Here is a 17,460-nt window from a genome sequence, read left to right as displayed (position 1 = left end):
GGGTCGCTCCCGGCCTTTTGCTTTTCTAAGATCTGCATCGAATATTTGGATACACGCGTATCGTGTATTAGACGCAAATGTCGTTCATTACGGAGTCCCAGCGCCAGATCGCTAATCGTTTTCTCGTCGCGACGGCGAGGTATTCCGGAACCTGCCACCGCGGCACATGAGGGCGGCTTGCTGCGTCACCAAGCTCATCGCTTGCTACCCGCTTCGCTTTGATCGCACCGCCGCGCCTAAACCCGCGTCCAGTCCACCGTTGGCGCTGCTGCTTGTTGCTAGAATTCGATCGTCACCAGAACCGTGTCGGAATACTTTCCCGCCGGCTTTTTGTTGAGCGGTTCAGTAATTCGGCCGTGTACGGGAACCTTTGTTTGAAGGCCGGTGCCGGTTCCTTTGACAGCGTCATTCTCTCTCCACCGTGCGCTGGCGGAAGCATCCTTATACAGTTCATAGGCGACGGAGGTCTCCTTCGAGCCTTCCATATACATCCTACGGACTTTCGAACTTCTTGGCTCGCCATTGTCGATCGCGATCCGGTATTTCGCCTCTGGCGAGCACTGTACGCTCAGCGCGGTTGAGGCGCGCAAATTTTTCCAGTCCGTGACAGGCGTCACAACACCGAAATCAAGATCACCCATCACGCCCAGCTTGCAGCTCGGCTTTATCTCGACGATAAGCGGGCGTATTGTCGTCAAACGGACCATTTGAGGGGGTACCGCCGACGAGCAAGAGGGATTGGCACCTTCGCTGAACATGCCATACCATACATCAAGATGGAGATCTGTTTGATAGGTACCGTCCTTGACCCAACGGCCAGGCGGGATCTTCACCGTCCAATAATCGTACATGTATTCCAAAGAACCATCCGTGCCCTCCATATTCAAGAGATAGGTGTCGTAGCTGCTTTTGGCGGCAGACTGGCCGTGATTCAAAATTTCGAACGCGAGTTTGTCACCGTCTTTGGATTTCAGGGTCAGGTCGTCGGTCTCAGCTAGTTTCGCGCATGTAAAAAAAGCTGAACCTACGTTTGCCCGCGCGATATCGCAGTAGATACTCACCGGGGAAGGTGACGATGGCCGACTCGCCGCTCATGGCCTCGAGTTCTATTGTATCCGGTTGAGTTGAGCAGGTCGCGGATGCGTTGGCTGCAGCCGGAACCACCCACATTCCCAGGAGGAATACGAGGCAAACCAATAGCGTTCTCATAAAACAAGTCTCCTCGCACTTTTTCCTTTGCCTTGCAAACCGCGGCGCTTCATTGGCATCGAACGCCTCCAATACGCACCTGTTGCCCTGGTGTCGGCTGGTACTCAAACTCTGCTGTGCAAGTTGCCCCATCCGCCAGATGAATGGACGCGGCGTTGTTTGCCTTGAGACCCTGGATGAACGCCTGTCCGTCATAACCGACGACAAATGCATCATCTTGGCCGTTGAGACTGCCGGCCAACCCGGCCTGGAGCGGCTGGCCAGCGGCATCGACGAAGGAAACAACAGCCGCCTCCGGGTCTTCCTTGACGCCGAAATCGACGACGACCCCACTTTGCTGCGCCGGAACGACGATGGTGCGCGTCGAATCGATCGTAGCATCGACCGGAAGATTGGTCGTATCGATATCGATACGGTTTTCCTCGTAGGAATTCAGGTTTGGAACAATGATGCGTCCGGACTTGTTCGTGCGTCCGATCACCCGGTTGTCCGAACGAACCTCGACATCGGGAGCACCAACCTTGACCACGGCAAAGGCATCGTCGAGACGATTGGTGGCGAAAACCCCGCCGCCCGCGACAGCAATTGCACCATCGACCCAAAGGTTGCCCTGTGCGGTGTCGTCATACTGGTTTACCTGACCTTCGATTCTCGCATATTTCGATCGATAGCTGGCTGATGCCGACCGATTTGCGGCATCGCTCTCGCGGTCTCTGAGGCTCCAGCCGTAGCTGCCTTCCCGCTGCGTTTCATGTTTCGTCAGAGCCGTCGTGACGGCCAACCCGTCAGGGGATTGTTCGAGTCCTGTGTTGAGACCAATGCCATTGTCGAACGGGATCGACAGGCCGGCGAAAATACCGAAACTGTCGCTGTCGTTTAGGTCGGTAAACGCGGATGCATAGAAAGAGGTGCTCTTGAACATTGCCTGGCTATAGGAAATCCCGGCAATACTGCTTTTCTCGCCCGTATCGGCCTCGATATGCGTGAAGGACAGGTTGAGGCTTGCCCGTTCGATCGGCGTTGGAACGCTCAAGGAAGCCTGGATGGTGCGGCGGGGTACGCGCGGGCTGTAGATTTGCGTGTAACCGGTAAATATGTAGCCGCTGCTGCTTAAATCGACGCCGTCATCGGCCGAGATAGAAGCGATGTCGTCATAGCTTCCGAAGGTCTGCTGGACATTGCCATAGAGACTGTATGAACCAATATCGAATTGCAGCCCGCCATTGAGGAGCATGCCCGTACCATCCTCGTAGTGGCTGCCGGCAGCCGCCAGCGACAGCGCACCATAGCCGCCTACCGAAAACACGGCGCCGGCGCCGCCATTGATCAGGCCCGCCCCGCCCTCGACATGGGATTGGAGCGTAAGCATATCCGTGGCCCCGTAGCGCGCCGTCGCGCTTCCGACCGGCTCGCCGAAATAGTCGTTCGATTCGGTGCCGAAGTTACGCCGGGGAAAACCACCGTCGACCGAGAAGTCGATGAGACCCTGTTTCAGCATGTCCGCGGTATTGTAGAATGGCAGCGATGTTCGCGTTTCACGCCCGAGCGTGTCACGCACGACGACCTGCGCGTCGCCATTTCCCGTATATGCCGGAAGGTTGGTCACACTGAAGGGGCCAGCGGGCACGTCCATCGAAAACGTCTTGGCGTTGCGCGTATAGACTTCGAGTGTCGATGGGACAGCCGCTGTGCCGGTAAAGCCCGGCATGGGCAAGGTCACCAGATCCGAACGCAGGCGGAAATTCCGCGAAACTTGCATTCCGCCGAGATAGACGGGGCGCGTCCACGAAAGACCGCCCGATATGAAGTCGCCGACTTTGTAGGTGACGAGGCGGTTCTGGTCCGAGTAGGTCCAGAGCGTATTCAGACGCTCGACGCCGCCGAGCTCGCCATCGGACAGGCTGGCGGTAAAAGACTGGCTGAGCGTGCCGAAACGGCTGAAAATGCGCCCGTCAAAGCCACCCGACACGCCGCGAAACGTCTCGAACGAACCATCAAGCATGTTGTCGGTGCTCGAAAACAAGGAATAATTGAGCACAGCTCCCGTACTCGCCGCAGCAGGCTGCCGCTTTTCTGTCGGGTTGGCGTCGATAATTTTGGGCAAACGCGCAGCGTCCGTGGCCACGATGTAAACCATCTGGGTCTCGCTCACCACGCGATAGGAAACGCCTGCGAGGTCGTTGAGACTGATTACATCGTCCGCCCCTTTGCCTTTCGGCGGACGCAAGCCGAGTTCCTTGAGTTCACCGGCCTTGGCGCTGAGATGTCCGTCCCGCGCCTGCTCAAAGGCGCCGAGCAGGCCGGTGGACACGTTGTTGATAAAGACTTCGAGCTGCAGTTCCTGGGCCGTGTGCGATTGCAGAGTTCCCAGTTCCGGTTGTAGTCCGGTTGCAGCCGGGATGATCGGGGTCGAGCCTTGCGCCGGCTGCTGAGCAGAAGCAAGTGTATTAAGTACAAGTGTTCCGGTTATCGCAAAGCTAATTGCGTATAGGAACCGTCGCATCGATTGCGCCCCTATCGCTTTGAGCCCGGATCTGAACGTTGCCCTTCAAGGGACCTTTCACCAGCCCCAGCGCAAAGTCGGCGGTAGACCCGCCCTGCACATAGCCGACAAGGCCTGACTTGCTGGCAACAACGCGGCCGCCCGAGAGAATTTTGAGATCGGAGATGCGTGCGGTGATATCGCCGGCGTTGGAGCCGGTCACGACCAGGCCCCTCAGCGTCTGCTTGACGCTCCAGCTTACCTTGGCGTCGACCGCATCCTTGTTGTGAAAAAAGACCGGAACTGAGAAACGCAGCGCAAAACCTACCGTGCCGGCCTTGGCTTTCCTCGCGTCAGGAATTTCGTCGATCAAGATCCGGTAGCGTTCTTCGCCGACGACAGGGGCCTTGCTGACGCGAACCACACGAAGCACGTATTGGCCACCTGCAGGTACTTTCGCCGCTGGGGGACTCGCAACTACATCAGGCGTCGGGTCAAGCTTCTCGACGCCATTGACGGTCGACCAGCGGAACACCCGGACCTGAATGTTTACCGGCTCATCGTCGCCGTTGGTCAACGTGAGCTTGCTGGCGACCTGCGGGGCGGAAATGTCGAGCTTTATGGGCATGACCGTCAGTGACGACGCCGCAGCCCAGGTTGACATCGACAACCAAAGACAAACTACACCGATCAAAGAAAAGAATGGCATCTCATACCGCAACATCGATAAAAATAACCTACAAATGCAATGTATTAAATGATTTATTCAGTAATATTACTGAAATATACGCAAAATCGGACGGATATATTTCACAGAACAAAACGATGCGAGCAGCGAGACAAATCCCCCTGCTCGCTTAAAGAATTAGTAGGTGAGAACGATCTGTACCGTATCGGTATAAACGCCGACCGGGGTTTTGCTGGTGATGTCGGTCTTCTTGACCACGCCATAGATCGTCACTTCCTGCGGCGTGTCGTTGGCCAGGTTGTTGATGGTGAGCGGACCGCCAGACACGGCGCCGACAGGACCCCAGGCTTCGCCATAGTAACCATTCTTGTAGAGCGAATAAGCAATCTTGTTTGTGCCGCTCTGCACATAACGTTGTTGAGTTCCGTCGGAGTGCAGACCGTAGCTAAGCCCGAGCGTCGGGGCAACGGCACCAGGGCCGGTTGCCGGTTTGTAGCCACTGCAGGATACGCTGACACGAGCCGAACGCTGAATGTCGTTTGTCGGCGTTCCGGCAACCTGGCCGAAGTCAAGCGTCGCACCTTCGAGAAGATTTGCGGTACAACCGGATTGGATTTCAAGCCGAACATTGAGTTCCGAAGTCTGGCTGGCAGCAAGTGCCGAACCGGTCGACGAAGTGGCTGCGACCACGAAGAGGGCAGCAGCGAGGCGTAGTGTTTTAGTGCTCATTGGTGGTGTCCTCAAATCAGATACGTATGAAAAATTTTGACCCCTATTTATTGGGGTATTTAAATTACCGTTGACGTGAGTACGGCAATAGTTTTGTCATAATTTTATTTGGAACGACATGATTCAATAAATTTACGACAAAATGGCTGAATATATTAGATCAGATGATCAGGTCATAGTTTTATTGCAAAATATTATGATACTTTAGTCTAATATCAACCACAAAAAATCGCGTTTTGTTTCGTTTGTACTATTGCGATGATATATTCGAACGTAAGCGAACGTTCATATGCCGGCTAAGCGAAGCTCGAATGACGTTAATCGTTGTCGAATACTGGTGGTCCATCGCCTTGATGCTCAGAGCCGCCAATCCCTTGCTCGCGCGAGTTGATATTGGCGCTTTCGAAACACGAGTAGCTTACGAACTACATTCACACCGCGCCATCACTCGCTTGCGTTTTAGAACCACTGGATGCAACTTAAACGTTTGATAACATGGGCCAACCAACAGGCCGCCAATTGGAAGATCGACGGCATGACGCAAACATCTCTCGCCACCCCCGATGCCCAGTGCCTCACGCCTGAAAATGTCGGCGCCATGCTGAAGGGACTCCCTCTGAAGGCCCAGGCTGCACTTCGCGCCGCGGTTCACCTGCCCCGAGGAACGCTGGCGATCACAACCCCCAATGGCCAATTGTTCAAGGTTGGCGGCCGGCAGGCGGGGCCAAATGCGTCGGTCATTCTTCACAATTGGAACCTCCCGGGCCGCGCCTTCTCGGGCGGTACGATTGGCCTTGCGGAGTCCTATATGGACGGCGATTGGGAGAGCCCCGATGTCGCGACCTTCCTCGAACTCTTCGTCGTCAATGAAGAGGTCGGCGAAAACCTTGCCGGCGGCTCGAACTTTGTCCTGAACACGGTCCAGCGGATGCGGCATTGGCTCAATGACAATACCCGCAGCCGTTCGCGCAAGAATATCTCGGCGCATTACGACCTCGGCAACGCCTTCTATCGCGAATGGCTCGATCCGACGATGACCTATTCGTCGGCCCTGTTTGCCGAAAACACCACGGACCTCGAAAGCGCCCAGAACGCCAAGTATCGCGCCCTCGCCCGCAATATCGGCATTACCCCCGGCAGCAGCGTGCTGGAAATCGGCTGCGGCTGGGGTGGATTTGCCGAATTTGCCGCGCGTGAGATCGGCGCGCATGTGACCGGGCTCACGATCAGCCGCGAACAATACGACTATGCGCGCCAGCGCATCGAACGCGCAAAGCTATCCGGCAAGGTCGACATCAAATTCCAGGATTACCGCGACGAGACCGGCAAATACGACCATGTCGCGTCGATCGAGATGTTCGAGGCGGTGGGCGAAAAATATTGGCCGGTATTCTTCGGTAAGGTGAAGGACTGTTTGAAGCCGGGCGGCAGCGCCGGCCTGCAGATCATCACCATCAACGACAAATCGTTCGATCGCTACCGCAAGCGGCCGGATTTCATCCAGCGTTATGTTTTTCCGGGCGGCATGCTGCCGACGCCGGAAAGGCTGAAGCGGCTCGGCAAGGATTTTGGTCTCGACCTTTACCGCGAGCACGTGTTCCCGCAGGACTATGCGCGAACGCTCGCCGAATGGCGCCAGCGCTTCTGGGACTCGTGGGACCGCCTGCGTCACCTTGGTTTCGACGGTCGTTTCAAGAAGCTCTGGGAGTTTTACCTGTTCTATTGCGAGGCCGGCTTCCGCTCCGAATACATCGACGTGCGCCAGGTCTTCTACAAGTCATGACGGACAGCAGCCTGGATAAGGCATTCGAACGCATCTGGAACGTGGCGAGTGGGCTTGGATTGCCCGAACTCATACAGAGCACGACGCATGGAACACCTTCCCTGAAAGTGAAGACGTCGTTCATCGGTCGTCTCAAGGATGCCGACACCTTCGCCATCCACTGTCCGCTCGAGGAAAAGCCGCTCCTTATGGAGAGTGTCCCGGAAATCTACTTCGAAACCGACCACTACAAGGGTTGGCCCTATATCCTGATGCGCCTCGGCCATGTTTCTGATGCAGAACTTGGCCATCGCATCAAACTGGCCTGGCATACCAAGGCGCCTGCCAAGCTGCGTAAAGCTGTGGAAGCAAAGCTTTAGCGCTCGCCTGTCGTTTCGATCAGCGCCGTCTCGACCCCGAGCCCGGTCCGGTCCGCGACTTCGCGCAGCGCAAAGGACGAATTTATCTTCGTCACATGCGGCATCGCCGAAAGCCAGAATTTGTGGATTCGCTCGTAGTCCTCGAGATCTTTCGCGGCGATCCGCAGCAGATAGTCGTATTCGCCCGACATCAGATAGCAGACAAGAACATTGGGGCAGCGTTTCACCGCCGTCTCAAACTCCCGCAATTGCTTGTCTGCCTGCCCGGACAGCGAAATATTGACGATGACGATGACCGGATGCCCGAGCATCTTGTTGGAGAGCCGCGCGTGATAGCCGCGGATGACGCCGGATTTCTCCAGAATGTCGAGCCGGCGCGAGCAGGCCGATTGCGACAGGCCGACCTTCTCCGCCAGCGTCGCATTGGACATGCGTCCATCCTTCTGCAAGCTGTCGAGAATCGCGATATCGATCCTGTCCAATGTCATTCTTCGCGCTTTCCGCTTTCAATTGCCGATCTTGCGCAAGAATATTCGAATTTTTGCCTTCCGTCGAGCCGTCTTGGCAAGGACATGCGACAGGATTCGTGATGAAATATTTGCCTCAAAAGGGAACTCAAAAACACTAACAGGAGGCGTTATGCGCGTTGGCTGCCCGAAGGAAATCAAAAACCATGAATATCGCGTCGGTCTCACTCCGGGGGCCGTACGCGAATACATCGCTCATGGCCACACGGTCATCGTCCAGTCCGGAGCTGGCATTGGAATAGGCGCCGACGACGGGGCCTACCAGGCAGCAGGCGCGAAGATCGCCAAGACTGCCGAAGAAGTCTTTCAGCAATCCGACATGATCGTGAAAGTGAAAGAGCCGCAGCCCTCCGAATGGGCGCAGCTGCGCGAAGGCCAGCTTCTCTACACATATTTGCATCTCGCTCCCGATCCGGAACAGACCAAGGGTCTCCTGGCATCCGGTGTGACGGCGATTGCCTACGAGACGGTTACGGATGATCGCGGCGGCCTGCCGCTGCTCGCGCCAATGTCGGAGGTCGCCGGCCGTCTTGCGATACAGGCGGGTGCAACGGCCCTGCAGAAGGCCAATGGCGGCCGCGGCGTTCTTCTCGGCGGCGTGCCGGGGGTCCTTCCGGGCAAAGTCACGATCATCGGCGGCGGGGTCGTCGGCATCAACGCGGCCATGATGGCGACCGGTCTTGGCGCTGATGTCACGATCCTCGACCGCTCCATTCCGCGCCTGCGTCAGCTCGACGACCTTTTCCGCGGCCGTATCCACACGCGCTATTCGACGATCGAAGCCCTCGACGAAGAGGTCTTCTCGGCGGATATCGTCGTCGGCGCCGTGCTCATTCCTGGCGCCGCGGCGCCGAAGCTCGTCACCCGCGAAATGCTTTCAGGCATGAAGGAGGGTGCTGTCATTGTCGATGTCGCCATCGACCAGGGCGGCTGCTTCGAGACATCACATGCGACCACCCATTCCGAACCGACCTATGAAGTCGACGGGATCATCCACTATTGCGTCGCCAACATGCCGGGCGCTGTGCCGGTCACTTCGGCCCATGCGCTGAACAATGCGACACTGCAATATGGCCTGCAGCTGGCCGACCGTGGCGTCAAGGCGCTGGTCGACAACCCGCATCTGCGCAATGGCCTCAACGTCCACAAGGGGCGGATCACCAACCAGGCCGTTGCCGAAGCGCTGGGCCTGGAGATGGTCGAAGCCAAGGCCGCCATTGCCGCCTGACGCATCGCTGCATCAATATCAAGGAGCCCGGACCTGTGCCGGGCTTTTTCATGGCAGTTCGATCCGGCACTGGAAGCAATTGTTGCGCGCAGAGCGCATATGCACATAGGCGACATCGTCTCGCGCGAGTAATTCCGCCGCGCGGTTGGCAATTGCCTCGGTTCGGATTACCCCGCCCGTTCCATAGACGATACGGTCCTGGCAGGTATAGCCGCGCAAGATGTAGTCGCTGGTCTCGCGAAACATCGCCGGCATTTCCTCTGTTTCCGGGTACCGCTCGCATTCATCAGCATGGAGAAAGACCGGCCCTGTTTCCGCGTATGGTTGCGGCGCTGGAAACGGTCGATGCGACAGGACCAGATATTTGTCGCCAGCCGCAATGTTCTGCAGGCAATGGCGGCACGGCATGCCATCGCCGTCAGATAGGTGGGTTTCGGGTGTCTGGCCATTGGCATCGGCTCCGCCCTGCTGGTAGTGGCGAGCGAGCGTTGTGGACATGGCAATATAGCGGATCGCGGTCATCGGTGTCTCCTTTGTTGCGAGCAAGAAGACACCGAACGAGCGAGCCGAGCCACCCGATTCATGCGGATGTTGGCCGGCTAGTTTGCGACCTCGATGTGAAAGGTGACGTAGCCGTAAACATCGCTGCCCGCGGCCTTGGCAGCAACGACGACCCGGTCACTCCCCACAAAACCGGGCGCCGGCTTATAGAACAGTCCGAGTTGCGGCACCTTGTGCGAATTGCACTTGGCAAGAAAGTGCCCGGACGCATAGGTCGGATTGCCTGTGAAGCGTTGGATTCTGACCGTACCATGCGCAGGTTCCGTGACGACTTTCAACGAGCCCGGGTTTCGACCTGAACAATCACCGTTCACTTTGTAAAATCCGGCAAGTCCGGTTTCCTGTCCGGCTTTCGCGGACACCTTGGCGCTTCCCGACCCTTCCTTGGTCGTCGAGAGTTCGGAAGGGACACAACCAGAGAGCAAGGCCATGGCGATCATGGAATAAAGGGCACTGCGCATCGCCAAGATAATTTTACCTCCCAGAACGAATCTATTTGCGTTCATAGGGGGTTATTGGCGTTTTCTCTATTCGGTGCGCGTCGAATTCCACAGGATGGTTATTAGAACGTGGCAAGCCTGGGTTCTTCGTCCTGCGGTGGGCTTTCCGCCATAGTCCTCGGGCGAGAGCACGAGGGACGGCGGAGAGCATTTGGGGATGAGGCTGTGCCTTAAACCCACGCCTCGATTTCAGCCTCGGCGAAGCTGACCGGATGAAACCCCATCCGCTGGTACATCTGCAAGGCACGCGGGCTGTCGAGCGTATTCGTTTCGATGATGACCTTCTGCGGGTCGCTCATCCACGCCGTCGAGATCGCCTCGTTGAGAAAAAACCTGGCAAGACCGCGGCCCTGAAATTCCGGGATCAGGCCGAAATAGAGAATCTCCGTGACGCCTTCTTCCTCGCCGGTGACGAGCTCGAAGAAGCCGGCTGGAGAACCGTCCGCGTAGAGAACGTGGATATCGACATTGTCGCGGTGAATGATAGCGGCGAGCGCTTTGTCATCGAGATGGCGGTGGACCGACCAATGATGCGGCTTGCCTACCTGCTCATAGAGGAACCGGTAGAAGGGTAATGAAATCCTTGTCGCCCGCATGATTGCCAGCTTGAAACTGACGGGCGTCGGAACGGATTGCGTCGGGCGATCGGTCAGTTCGAGATGCGTTACCCGGGTCTTGAGCATGCGGGGCTTGGGATTGTCGGCCATGGCTTACGCTTCGCCCGTTACGACCGGAGTATCCTTGTGGGCGCCCCACTCCGACCACGAGCCATCATAAAGCAGATTGTCCTTGTGGCCGAGCGATTCGAGCGCGAGGGTGATAACGGCTGCGGTGATCCCCGAGCCGCAACTCGTCACGATCGGACGGGACAAGTCCACGCCCGCCTCGTCAAGGACATGCCGCAACCCGCTGAGGTCCTTGAGGTAACCCTTATCGGCAAGGCTCGAGGAGGGTACGCTGCGCGCGCCCGGCATGTGGCCCGAGCGCAGCCCAGCGCGTGGTTCCGGATCGGTTCCGACGAAGCGGCCGGCGGAACGCGCATCGGCAATCTGACGCGAGCCGCTATCGACGATCTGTCGCATCTGCTCGAAACTTGCGACCTTGCCGGCATCGAACTTTTCCACGAATGCAGAGGGCGCGATCTTGGTCACCGCGTCGGTGACCGGGCGGCCCGAAGCCTTCCAATTGTCAAAGCCGCCATCGAGCACGAAGACTTTCTTCGCGCCCATGGTGCGGAACATCCACCACACCCGGGGCGACGTGTACATGCCGGGCCCATCATAGACGACGATCGTATCCTCGTTGGTAATGCCCATGCTGCTGACGGCAGCCGCAAAGGCTTCCGGCTTCGGGAAAGTATGCGGCAGGGCAGAATCGGGATCCGACAACTGCTCATGGTCGAAGAAGACAGCGCCTGGGATGTGGGCTGCCTCGTACTCGGCCTTGGCATCGCGGTTCTGGAACGGAAAGTACCAGGATGCATCAAGGATGCTCAAGCCGGGCTGATCGAGGCGCTCCTCAAGCCAATCCGGCGAAACGACAAAGGCGCTTTTGTCCGACACGTCACTCTCCCTCCGGCAAGGCGCCGAACCTGATGCGGAAACGCCGGTTCTCCTTGCCCTTCTTTTCGATTTTGCCGATATGGATTGCTCCGACCTCGCCGGTGGTCGCTACATGGGTTCCGCCGCAGGGCTGCGAATCGATCACCGCGTCCTTGCCGATGCACACCAGCCGGATACGTCCCGTGCCCACGGGCGGACGGACATTCTTCGACTTGATCAGGCCCGGATTTGCCGCCAGTTCCTCGTCGGTGATCCAGCGGGTGAATACCGGGTGATTGGCGTTCACCAGTTCCATCAGCTTGGCCGTTACGCCCTCGCGCGTTACCCCCACCTCCGGCAAATCGAAGTCGACGCGGCTGTCTTCGCTGACCGCAGCTCCTGTGATGGGAAACGGGCACACGACACTCAAGAGATGGCAGGCCGTATGCATGCGCATCAGCCTGTAGCGGCGGTCCCAATCGATGCGAAGCAAGAGCTTCTCGCCGACTTCAGGCACAGGCTGCTCCGCGGCCGGCACATGGATGATCTCTTCCTTGGTTTCGCCCGTCACCGTTGCGGCGATGGCGATGCTCGATCCGTCGGGCCGGATGAAGGCGCCGGTATCGCCGGGCTGGCCGCCCGAGGTAGCATAGAAGACCGTCCTGTCCGTAAGAATGCCGCCGCGCTCGTTGACGCCGACAACCGTCGCCTCAATCTCCTTGAGGTAGGAATCATCGCGAAACAGGATCGTGGTATCGTAAGCCATTATGAATTCTCGAACGGGATGGAAATGTCGGACTTGGTCTCCATCCACGCCGGCACCGGCAGGTCCTTGGATCGCAAGAATTCGGGATTGAACATCTTCGACTGATAGCGGTTGCCATAGTCGCACAGCACCGTGACGATGATATGCTCCGGGCCGAGATCGCGTGCCATGCGGATGGCGCCGGCAATGTTGATCCCCGATGAGCCGCCGAGGCAAAGCCCCTCTTCCTGCACGAGATCGAAGACCACGTCGAGAGCTTCCGCATCCGGAATCTGATAGGAAAAATCAGGCTTGAAGCCTTCAAGATTGGCTGTCACCCGCCCCTGCCCGATGCCTTCGGTGATCGAGTTGCCCTCGGCCTTGAACTCGCCGGTGGTATAATAGGAGAACAATGCAGCGCCGAGCGGATCGGCGAGCCCTATCTTGATCGACGGGTCGCGCCCCTTCAGCCCTTCCGCCACCCCGGCAAGCGTGCCTCCGGAACCGACTGCGCAAATGAACGCGTCGACCTTGCCGTTGGTGTCGCGCCATATTTCCGGTGCGGTTGTTTCCACATGCGCCTGACGATTGATCACATTGTCGAACTGGTTGGCCCAGACTGCACCGTTCGGCTCGGACTTCGCCATCTGCTCCGCCAAGCGCCCAGAAACCTTCACGTAATTGTTCGGATTACGGTAAGGGACTGCCGGCACTTCAACGAGTTCGGCGCCGAGGAGGCGAAGGGCGTCCTTCTTCTCCTCGCTTTGCGTTTCGGGGATGACAATGACTGTGCGATAGCCGAGCGCCTTGGCGACCATGGTGAGCCCGATACCGGTGTTACCGGCGGTCCCTTCGACGATCACGCCGCCCGGACGAAGCAGGCCGCGCCTTTCCGCGTCGCGAATGATGTAGAGTGCCGCGCGATCCTTCACCGATTGCCCCGGATTGAGAAATTCCGCCTTGCCGTAGATTTCGCAGCCAGTGAGATCGGAGGCTTTCTTGAGGCGGATGAGCGGCGTGTTGCCGATCGCGTCGATCACTGAATTCAGCATGGCACAAGTCCTTCAATCTGCAGGGCTTGAACCTATTTGTCCCGGGCGGGCCGTTCAAGCGCAGAATTCAATCGGCCACGTGAATTGTCTGATTACGCTGCAGGATGCCAGAAAAAGAATGGCCGCCGGCACGTTTATGCCGGCGGCCCTTATACGTTTCAGACGCTACGCTCAGGCAGCCTTGGCGCCAAAGCTGCGGCGCTTGTTGCGGCGGAACGGACGCTTTTGCGCCGGGGCGCCGCCATCATTGCTCCAAATCTTCTCACCACGCGCCTCGCGTGGCTTGCTGGCTGCCTGGCCGCGATGCGGCTTCTTGCCCGGTGCACCGCTGCCGCCTTCGCGGCGCGGCGGACGCTGGTCGCTATTAGCAGCACGGGCCGGCAGGCTCGAAAGATCAACCGGCGAATCGGCCATCGGCAAACGCATGCGCGTAACGCGCTCGACGGCCTTCAGCTTGACGCTCTCTTCGGCCGGATCGTAAAGCGTAATCGCCGAACCCGATGCGCCATTACGCCCGGTACGGCCAATGCGGTGAACGTAGCTCTCGGGCTCATCCGGCAGGTCGAAATTGATGACATGGCTGATGCCGACAACGTCAATGCCGCGCGCCGCGATATCGGTCGCAACGAGAATGCGAACGGAACCGTCCCTGAAGCCGTTCAACGCCCGCTGGCGGGCATTCTGCGACTTGTTGCCGTGAATGGCGGCAACTTCATAGCCGTCCTTCTCAAGGACGCGCGTTACCGCATCCGCGCCGTGCTTGGTACGGGTGAAGACGATGACCGAAGCCAGCGCCTCATCCTTCAGCATTGCCGAAAGAACCTGCTTTTTCTGCTTCGTCGGAATGGCGTGTACCACCTGCTTGATCTCGGCCGCGGTCGTGCCCTGCGGCGCGACTTCGACGCGAACCGGGTCGCGCAGCAGGCCCTGGGCCAGCGTGGCGACTTCCTGGGGCATCGTTGCCGAGAAAAGTGCGGTCTGGCGGTCGCGATGCGTGCCCTTGGCGATGCGCTTCACATCGTTGATAAAACCCATGTCGAGCATGCGGTCGGCTTCATCGAGCACGAGCCAACGCGTCTCGGAAAGATCGATGCAGTTTTCGCGCACGAGATCGGTCAAGCGGCCCGGCGTTGCTATGAGGACGTCGACGCCCGGCTGCATCTTCTTGATCTGGGAGATGCGCGAGACGCCGCCGAGAACAAGCGCTGTCGAAATATGCGCGCCCTTCGAGAGCTTGCGGATCGTTTCTTCGATCTGCACGGCAAGCTCGCGGGTCGGGGCGAGAATGAGGGCACGGGCGGTCTTGCCCTTGCGCTTGTCGCCAAGACCCATGATCTTCTGCAGGATCGGCAGGCTGAAGGCAGCCGTCTTGCCCGAACCCGTCTGGGCGATGCCGAGAATGTCCTTGCCGGACACCTGTGCCGGAATAGCCTGTTCCTGGATTGGTTTCGGCTCTGCCATGCCGGCCGCTTCGATGGCCTTGAGAAGGACCACGTTCAGGCCCATTGCGGCAAAGCCGTTTGTTTCTGGAGTGTTCAATTCAATCTTCTTTCACTGACCGGCGCGAATCTTCGCGGGTCACAAACGCATCGCAGGGCGCAACCTGCATGCACAATTTATGGATGAACGACGAGACGCGGAGGGAAGCACCGCCGGATTGGCGGGCCCAAGCGACTTGCGCAGCCGTGCCCATCGCCTTTTGCGGATGGGACTGAAGACGCCACAAGTCCAAATTCTGGAAGACCGGATCAAACCGGCCCAAGCGCCTGAACCGCATATGGGCCTTATCGCGCCAAAATGCAAACGAATTATTGTGCGGCGCAAAAACAGCGTCTGAGGTGCCGGTTAGCCGGCAAGTGAAAGCGGTTCGGGCTTCTGCCTGTCGTTGAGGTTACGGGCGTAGAGCGCAGCGATAAGGTCGGATTGGGTAACGATGCCCAACACGCGCCCTTCCGCATCGGCGACCGGCAAATGATGGAGGCCGCGATCGGCCATCGCCGGCACGAGTTCCGTGACAAGCGTGTCGGGTCTGACAAACTGAACCGGCGCCGTCATGATGTCCCGCAACCACGCGCGGCTGTTTTTGGACGACGCCGATAATGCTGCCAAACTTGCCGACAATGCCCGGTCTAAGCGCGGTTCGGGACGGCCATGCGGCCCGCTGCATGAAATCCGTTTGCGTCACGATACCGATCAGCCTGCGCTCGCTGTTGACGACGGGCAGTGCCTTTATCCGATGCCGGCGCAACAGGGCGAAGGCGCGCCGCACGGACGTCTCGGGCGCGACGCTGACCACGTCGCTTGACATGATCTCTTCGCAGCGTATCTCGCCGAAGCGGCGATGGTAGGCGTGCATTTGCGCCCGATGCAGGATGGAATCGAGATCGTCCGGGCTCACATCGATCAGTTCGTCGTGCTGCCCCAAGGCAAATCGAAGGTCGCCGGGCGTAAATCCAATGCGCTCCGACGGAATTGGATCGGCGGTATCGTGGATATTCTTGGCCGCCGGTGGCGCCAGATGCGGATAGCGCCGGCCGGTCAGATTGTTGTAGGCGATGGCGATGACGAGCAGCAGAAGCGAGTTCAGCCCCACCGGCCAGATGACGAAGCTATAGCCGAGATCGTGGACGACCGGACCGCCCAACACGGCAGTCAGCGCAACCGCTCCGCTTGGCGGATGCAGCGATTTAGTCAGCATCATGACCGCAATCGCCGCGCCTATGGCAGCGGCCGATGCAATGACAGGGTCAGGAATCCAGATCGCGCAGGTCACGCCGATCAGGCAGGCGAGTATGTTGCCGCACAGTATCGACCAGGGCTGTGCCAGCGGACTGGACGGAACGGCAAAGAGAAGCACCGCCGAGGCGCCCATTGGCGCGATGAGCAAGGGAACGCTGGAGGTCGGGCCAAGGGCGGCCTCGCTGACGATGCCGGTTGCGAGTATGCCGAGGAAAGCGCCGATGCAGGCGCGCAAGCGCTCCATGCCGCTCACGGGGGCAAGCGCAGGCAGGAATCGCTTCAGGTAATTAGCCAGGGCATTCATCGAGGGTGCAGCATCCAGCATCACGGGAGTGCGTCAGGCGATAACCGGTCGATGCGGCCCTGGCAAAGGATAAGTTTGCGCGTGGGCACACAGGAAATAGAAAATCTGTCCAACCTATCGCGCAAAGCGCTTGGCACCGACAACGCAGGCGATCACACCAACCGTAGCCAGGATCATCGGCCAGCCGACATGCTCGCCGAGCAGGGTTGCCGCAAGGACGAGGCCGAAAAAGGGCTGCAGCAGTTGCAGTTGCCCGACTGCGGCAATGCCACCCTGCGCAAGTCCGCGATACCAGAAGATGAAGCCGATCAGCATCGAGAAGAGAGAGACATAAAATAGACCGAACCAGGCAGGCCCGCTTATGCCCTGCCACTCGCCGGGCATGACGTATAGCGTCAGCGGCAACATGACTGGCAGCGAGATGACAAGCGCCCAGCATATAACCTGCCAGCCGCCAAGGCGGCGCGACAACTTTGCTCCTTCGGCATAGCCAAGACCGCACACGACGATTGCTGTGAACATCAAAAGATCGCCAACGAGCGATGCCCTGACGTTCTGAGTGAGAGCAAAACCGACGACGAGCAGGCTGCCGAGGCAGGAAAACAACCAGAACAGCGGGCGTACCCGCTCGCCGCCGCGCCAGACTGCAAAGATGGCGGTTGCGAGCGGCAGAAGGCCGATAAAGACGATCGAATGCGCAGACGTCACATGACGGAGCGCCAGCGCGGTCAACAGTGGAAAGCCGACGACAACGCCGAGCGCCGTCACGACAAGCGAAATGAGATCGGCCTTGTCCGGACGCTTTTCGCGAAAGGCGAGAAGCAGCGCCAGCCCGAGCAATGCCGCGATTGTGGCCCGGGCACCCGTCAGAAAGATCGGATCGAACCCGGATACGGCCGCGCGGGTCGCCGGCAGCGATCCGCTGAAGATAAGTACGCCCACGAAGCCGTTGATCCAGCCGCTCGCCATCTTGTCCATATTGATTCCCACTGCCTGCATTTGTGGGAACTTTC

The 17,460-nt window shown here is 58.7% G+C and carries 16 protein-coding genes and 1 pseudogene; 3 read left to right on the top strand and 14 right to left on the bottom strand.

All coding sequences use genetic code 11. The features are described 5' to 3' along the window. Positions 1-278: 278 nt before the first annotated feature. The 4 genes from GF108_RS22755 to GF108_RS16975 form a co-directional block, all read right to left on the bottom strand. A complete protein-coding gene (locus GF108_RS22755) occupies positions 279-1,061 on the bottom strand; it encodes a spore coat U domain-containing protein (RefSeq protein ID WP_153669237.1) in 783 nt (260 codons plus the stop codon). A 197-nt stretch (positions 1,062-1,258) separates the two neighbouring features. Continuing rightward, on the bottom strand, positions 1,259-3,712 hold the full coding sequence (locus GF108_RS16985) for a fimbria/pilus outer membrane usher protein (protein ID WP_153669235.1): 2,454 nt from the start codon (positions 3,710-3,712) through the stop codon (positions 1,259-1,261). Continuing rightward, entirely contained in the window at positions 3,687-4,355 is a 669-nt protein-coding gene (locus GF108_RS16980) for a molecular chaperone (RefSeq protein ID WP_172982659.1), read from the bottom strand. Before GF108_RS16980 ends, GF108_RS16985 begins: the two co-directional genes overlap by 26 nt. 201 nt (positions 4,356-4,556) lie before the next feature. After that, a complete protein-coding gene (locus tag GF108_RS16975) occupies positions 4,557-5,108 on the bottom strand; it encodes a spore coat protein U domain-containing protein (protein WP_153669231.1) in 552 nt (183 codons plus the stop codon). Between the two features lie 535 nt (positions 5,109-5,643). Here GF108_RS16975 and GF108_RS16970 point away from each other — a divergent pair. Beyond that, positions 5,644-6,891 (top strand): cyclopropane-fatty-acyl-phospholipid synthase family protein, encoded by a 1,248-nt coding sequence (locus GF108_RS16970; RefSeq protein ID WP_153669229.1) that lies wholly within the window; start codon positions 5,644-5,646, stop codon positions 6,889-6,891. Further along, on the top strand, positions 6,888-7,250 hold the full coding sequence (locus tag GF108_RS16965; RefSeq protein WP_153669227.1) for an MmcQ/YjbR family DNA-binding protein: 363 nt from the start codon (positions 6,888-6,890) through the stop codon (positions 7,248-7,250). Before GF108_RS16970 ends, GF108_RS16965 begins: the two co-directional genes overlap by 4 nt. Here GF108_RS16965 and GF108_RS16960 read toward each other — a convergent pair. Further along, positions 7,247-7,738 (bottom strand): Lrp/AsnC family transcriptional regulator, encoded by a 492-nt coding sequence (locus GF108_RS16960; protein ID WP_153669225.1) that lies wholly within the window; start codon positions 7,736-7,738, stop codon positions 7,247-7,249. The genes GF108_RS16965 and GF108_RS16960 overlap by 4 nt on opposite strands. A 151-nt stretch (positions 7,739-7,889) precedes the next feature. Between GF108_RS16960 and ald the strand changes: the two genes are divergently transcribed. Further along, on the top strand, positions 7,890-9,005 hold the full coding sequence (ald, locus tag GF108_RS16955) for an alanine dehydrogenase (protein WP_153669223.1): 1,116 nt from the start codon (positions 7,890-7,892) through the stop codon (positions 9,003-9,005). Positions 9,006-9,053: 48 nt separating this feature from the next. On the opposite strand, the gene GF108_RS16950 is transcribed toward ald, so the two are convergent. From GF108_RS16950 to GF108_RS16910, 9 genes and pseudogenes are all read right to left on the bottom strand, one after another. After that, entirely contained in the window at positions 9,054-9,527 is a 474-nt protein-coding gene (locus GF108_RS16950; RefSeq protein WP_153669221.1) for a DUF1203 domain-containing protein, read from the bottom strand. A 77-nt stretch (positions 9,528-9,604) separates the two neighbouring features. Then, positions 9,605-10,033: a hypothetical protein gene (locus tag GF108_RS16945; RefSeq protein WP_153669219.1), complete on the bottom strand. Its 429-nt coding sequence runs from the start codon at positions 10,031-10,033 to the stop codon at positions 9,605-9,607. A 203-nt stretch (positions 10,034-10,236) separates the two neighbouring features. Beyond that, positions 10,237-10,773 (bottom strand): N-acetyltransferase, encoded by a 537-nt coding sequence (locus GF108_RS16940; protein WP_036814320.1) that lies wholly within the window; start codon positions 10,771-10,773, stop codon positions 10,237-10,239. Between the two features lie 3 nt (positions 10,774-10,776). Then, on the bottom strand, positions 10,777-11,628 hold the full coding sequence (gene sseA, locus GF108_RS16935; RefSeq protein ID WP_370462198.1) for a 3-mercaptopyruvate sulfurtransferase: 852 nt from the start codon (positions 11,626-11,628) through the stop codon (positions 10,777-10,779). 1 nt (position 11,629) lies between these two features. Next, positions 11,630-12,373, bottom strand: coding sequence for an alanyl-tRNA editing protein (locus GF108_RS16930; RefSeq protein ID WP_153669217.1), 744 nt, complete (start codon positions 12,371-12,373; stop codon positions 11,630-11,632). Beyond that, positions 12,373-13,404, bottom strand: a complete 1,032-nt coding sequence (locus tag GF108_RS16925) for a cysteine synthase A (protein ID WP_153669215.1) — start codon at positions 13,402-13,404, stop codon at positions 12,373-12,375. The genes GF108_RS16930 and GF108_RS16925 overlap by 1 nt, the downstream gene beginning before the upstream one ends. A 171-nt stretch (positions 13,405-13,575) precedes the next feature. Continuing rightward, a complete protein-coding gene (locus GF108_RS16920; RefSeq protein ID WP_153669534.1) occupies positions 13,576-14,910 on the bottom strand; it encodes a DEAD/DEAH box helicase in 1,335 nt (444 codons plus the stop codon). Between the two features lie 339 nt (positions 14,911-15,249). Next, positions 15,250-16,438, bottom strand: a pseudogene (locus GF108_RS16915) (HPP family protein). A 123-nt stretch (positions 16,439-16,561) separates the two neighbouring features. Then, positions 16,562-17,425 carry a DMT family transporter gene (locus GF108_RS16910; protein WP_153669213.1) on the bottom strand — a complete coding sequence of 288 codons (864 nt, stop codon included), beginning with the start codon at positions 17,423-17,425 and terminating at the stop codon, positions 16,562-16,564. Positions 17,426-17,460: the final 35 nt, after the last annotated feature.

The sequence above is a fragment of the Phyllobacterium sp. SYP-B3895 genome (assembly GCF_009647635.1).
GTDB classification, from domain to species: domain Bacteria; phylum Pseudomonadota; class Alphaproteobacteria; order Rhizobiales; family Rhizobiaceae; genus Phyllobacterium; species Phyllobacterium pellucidum.
Note: the sequence above shows the minus strand (reverse complement) of the source record. Positions and strands in the feature narration are given on the sequence as shown.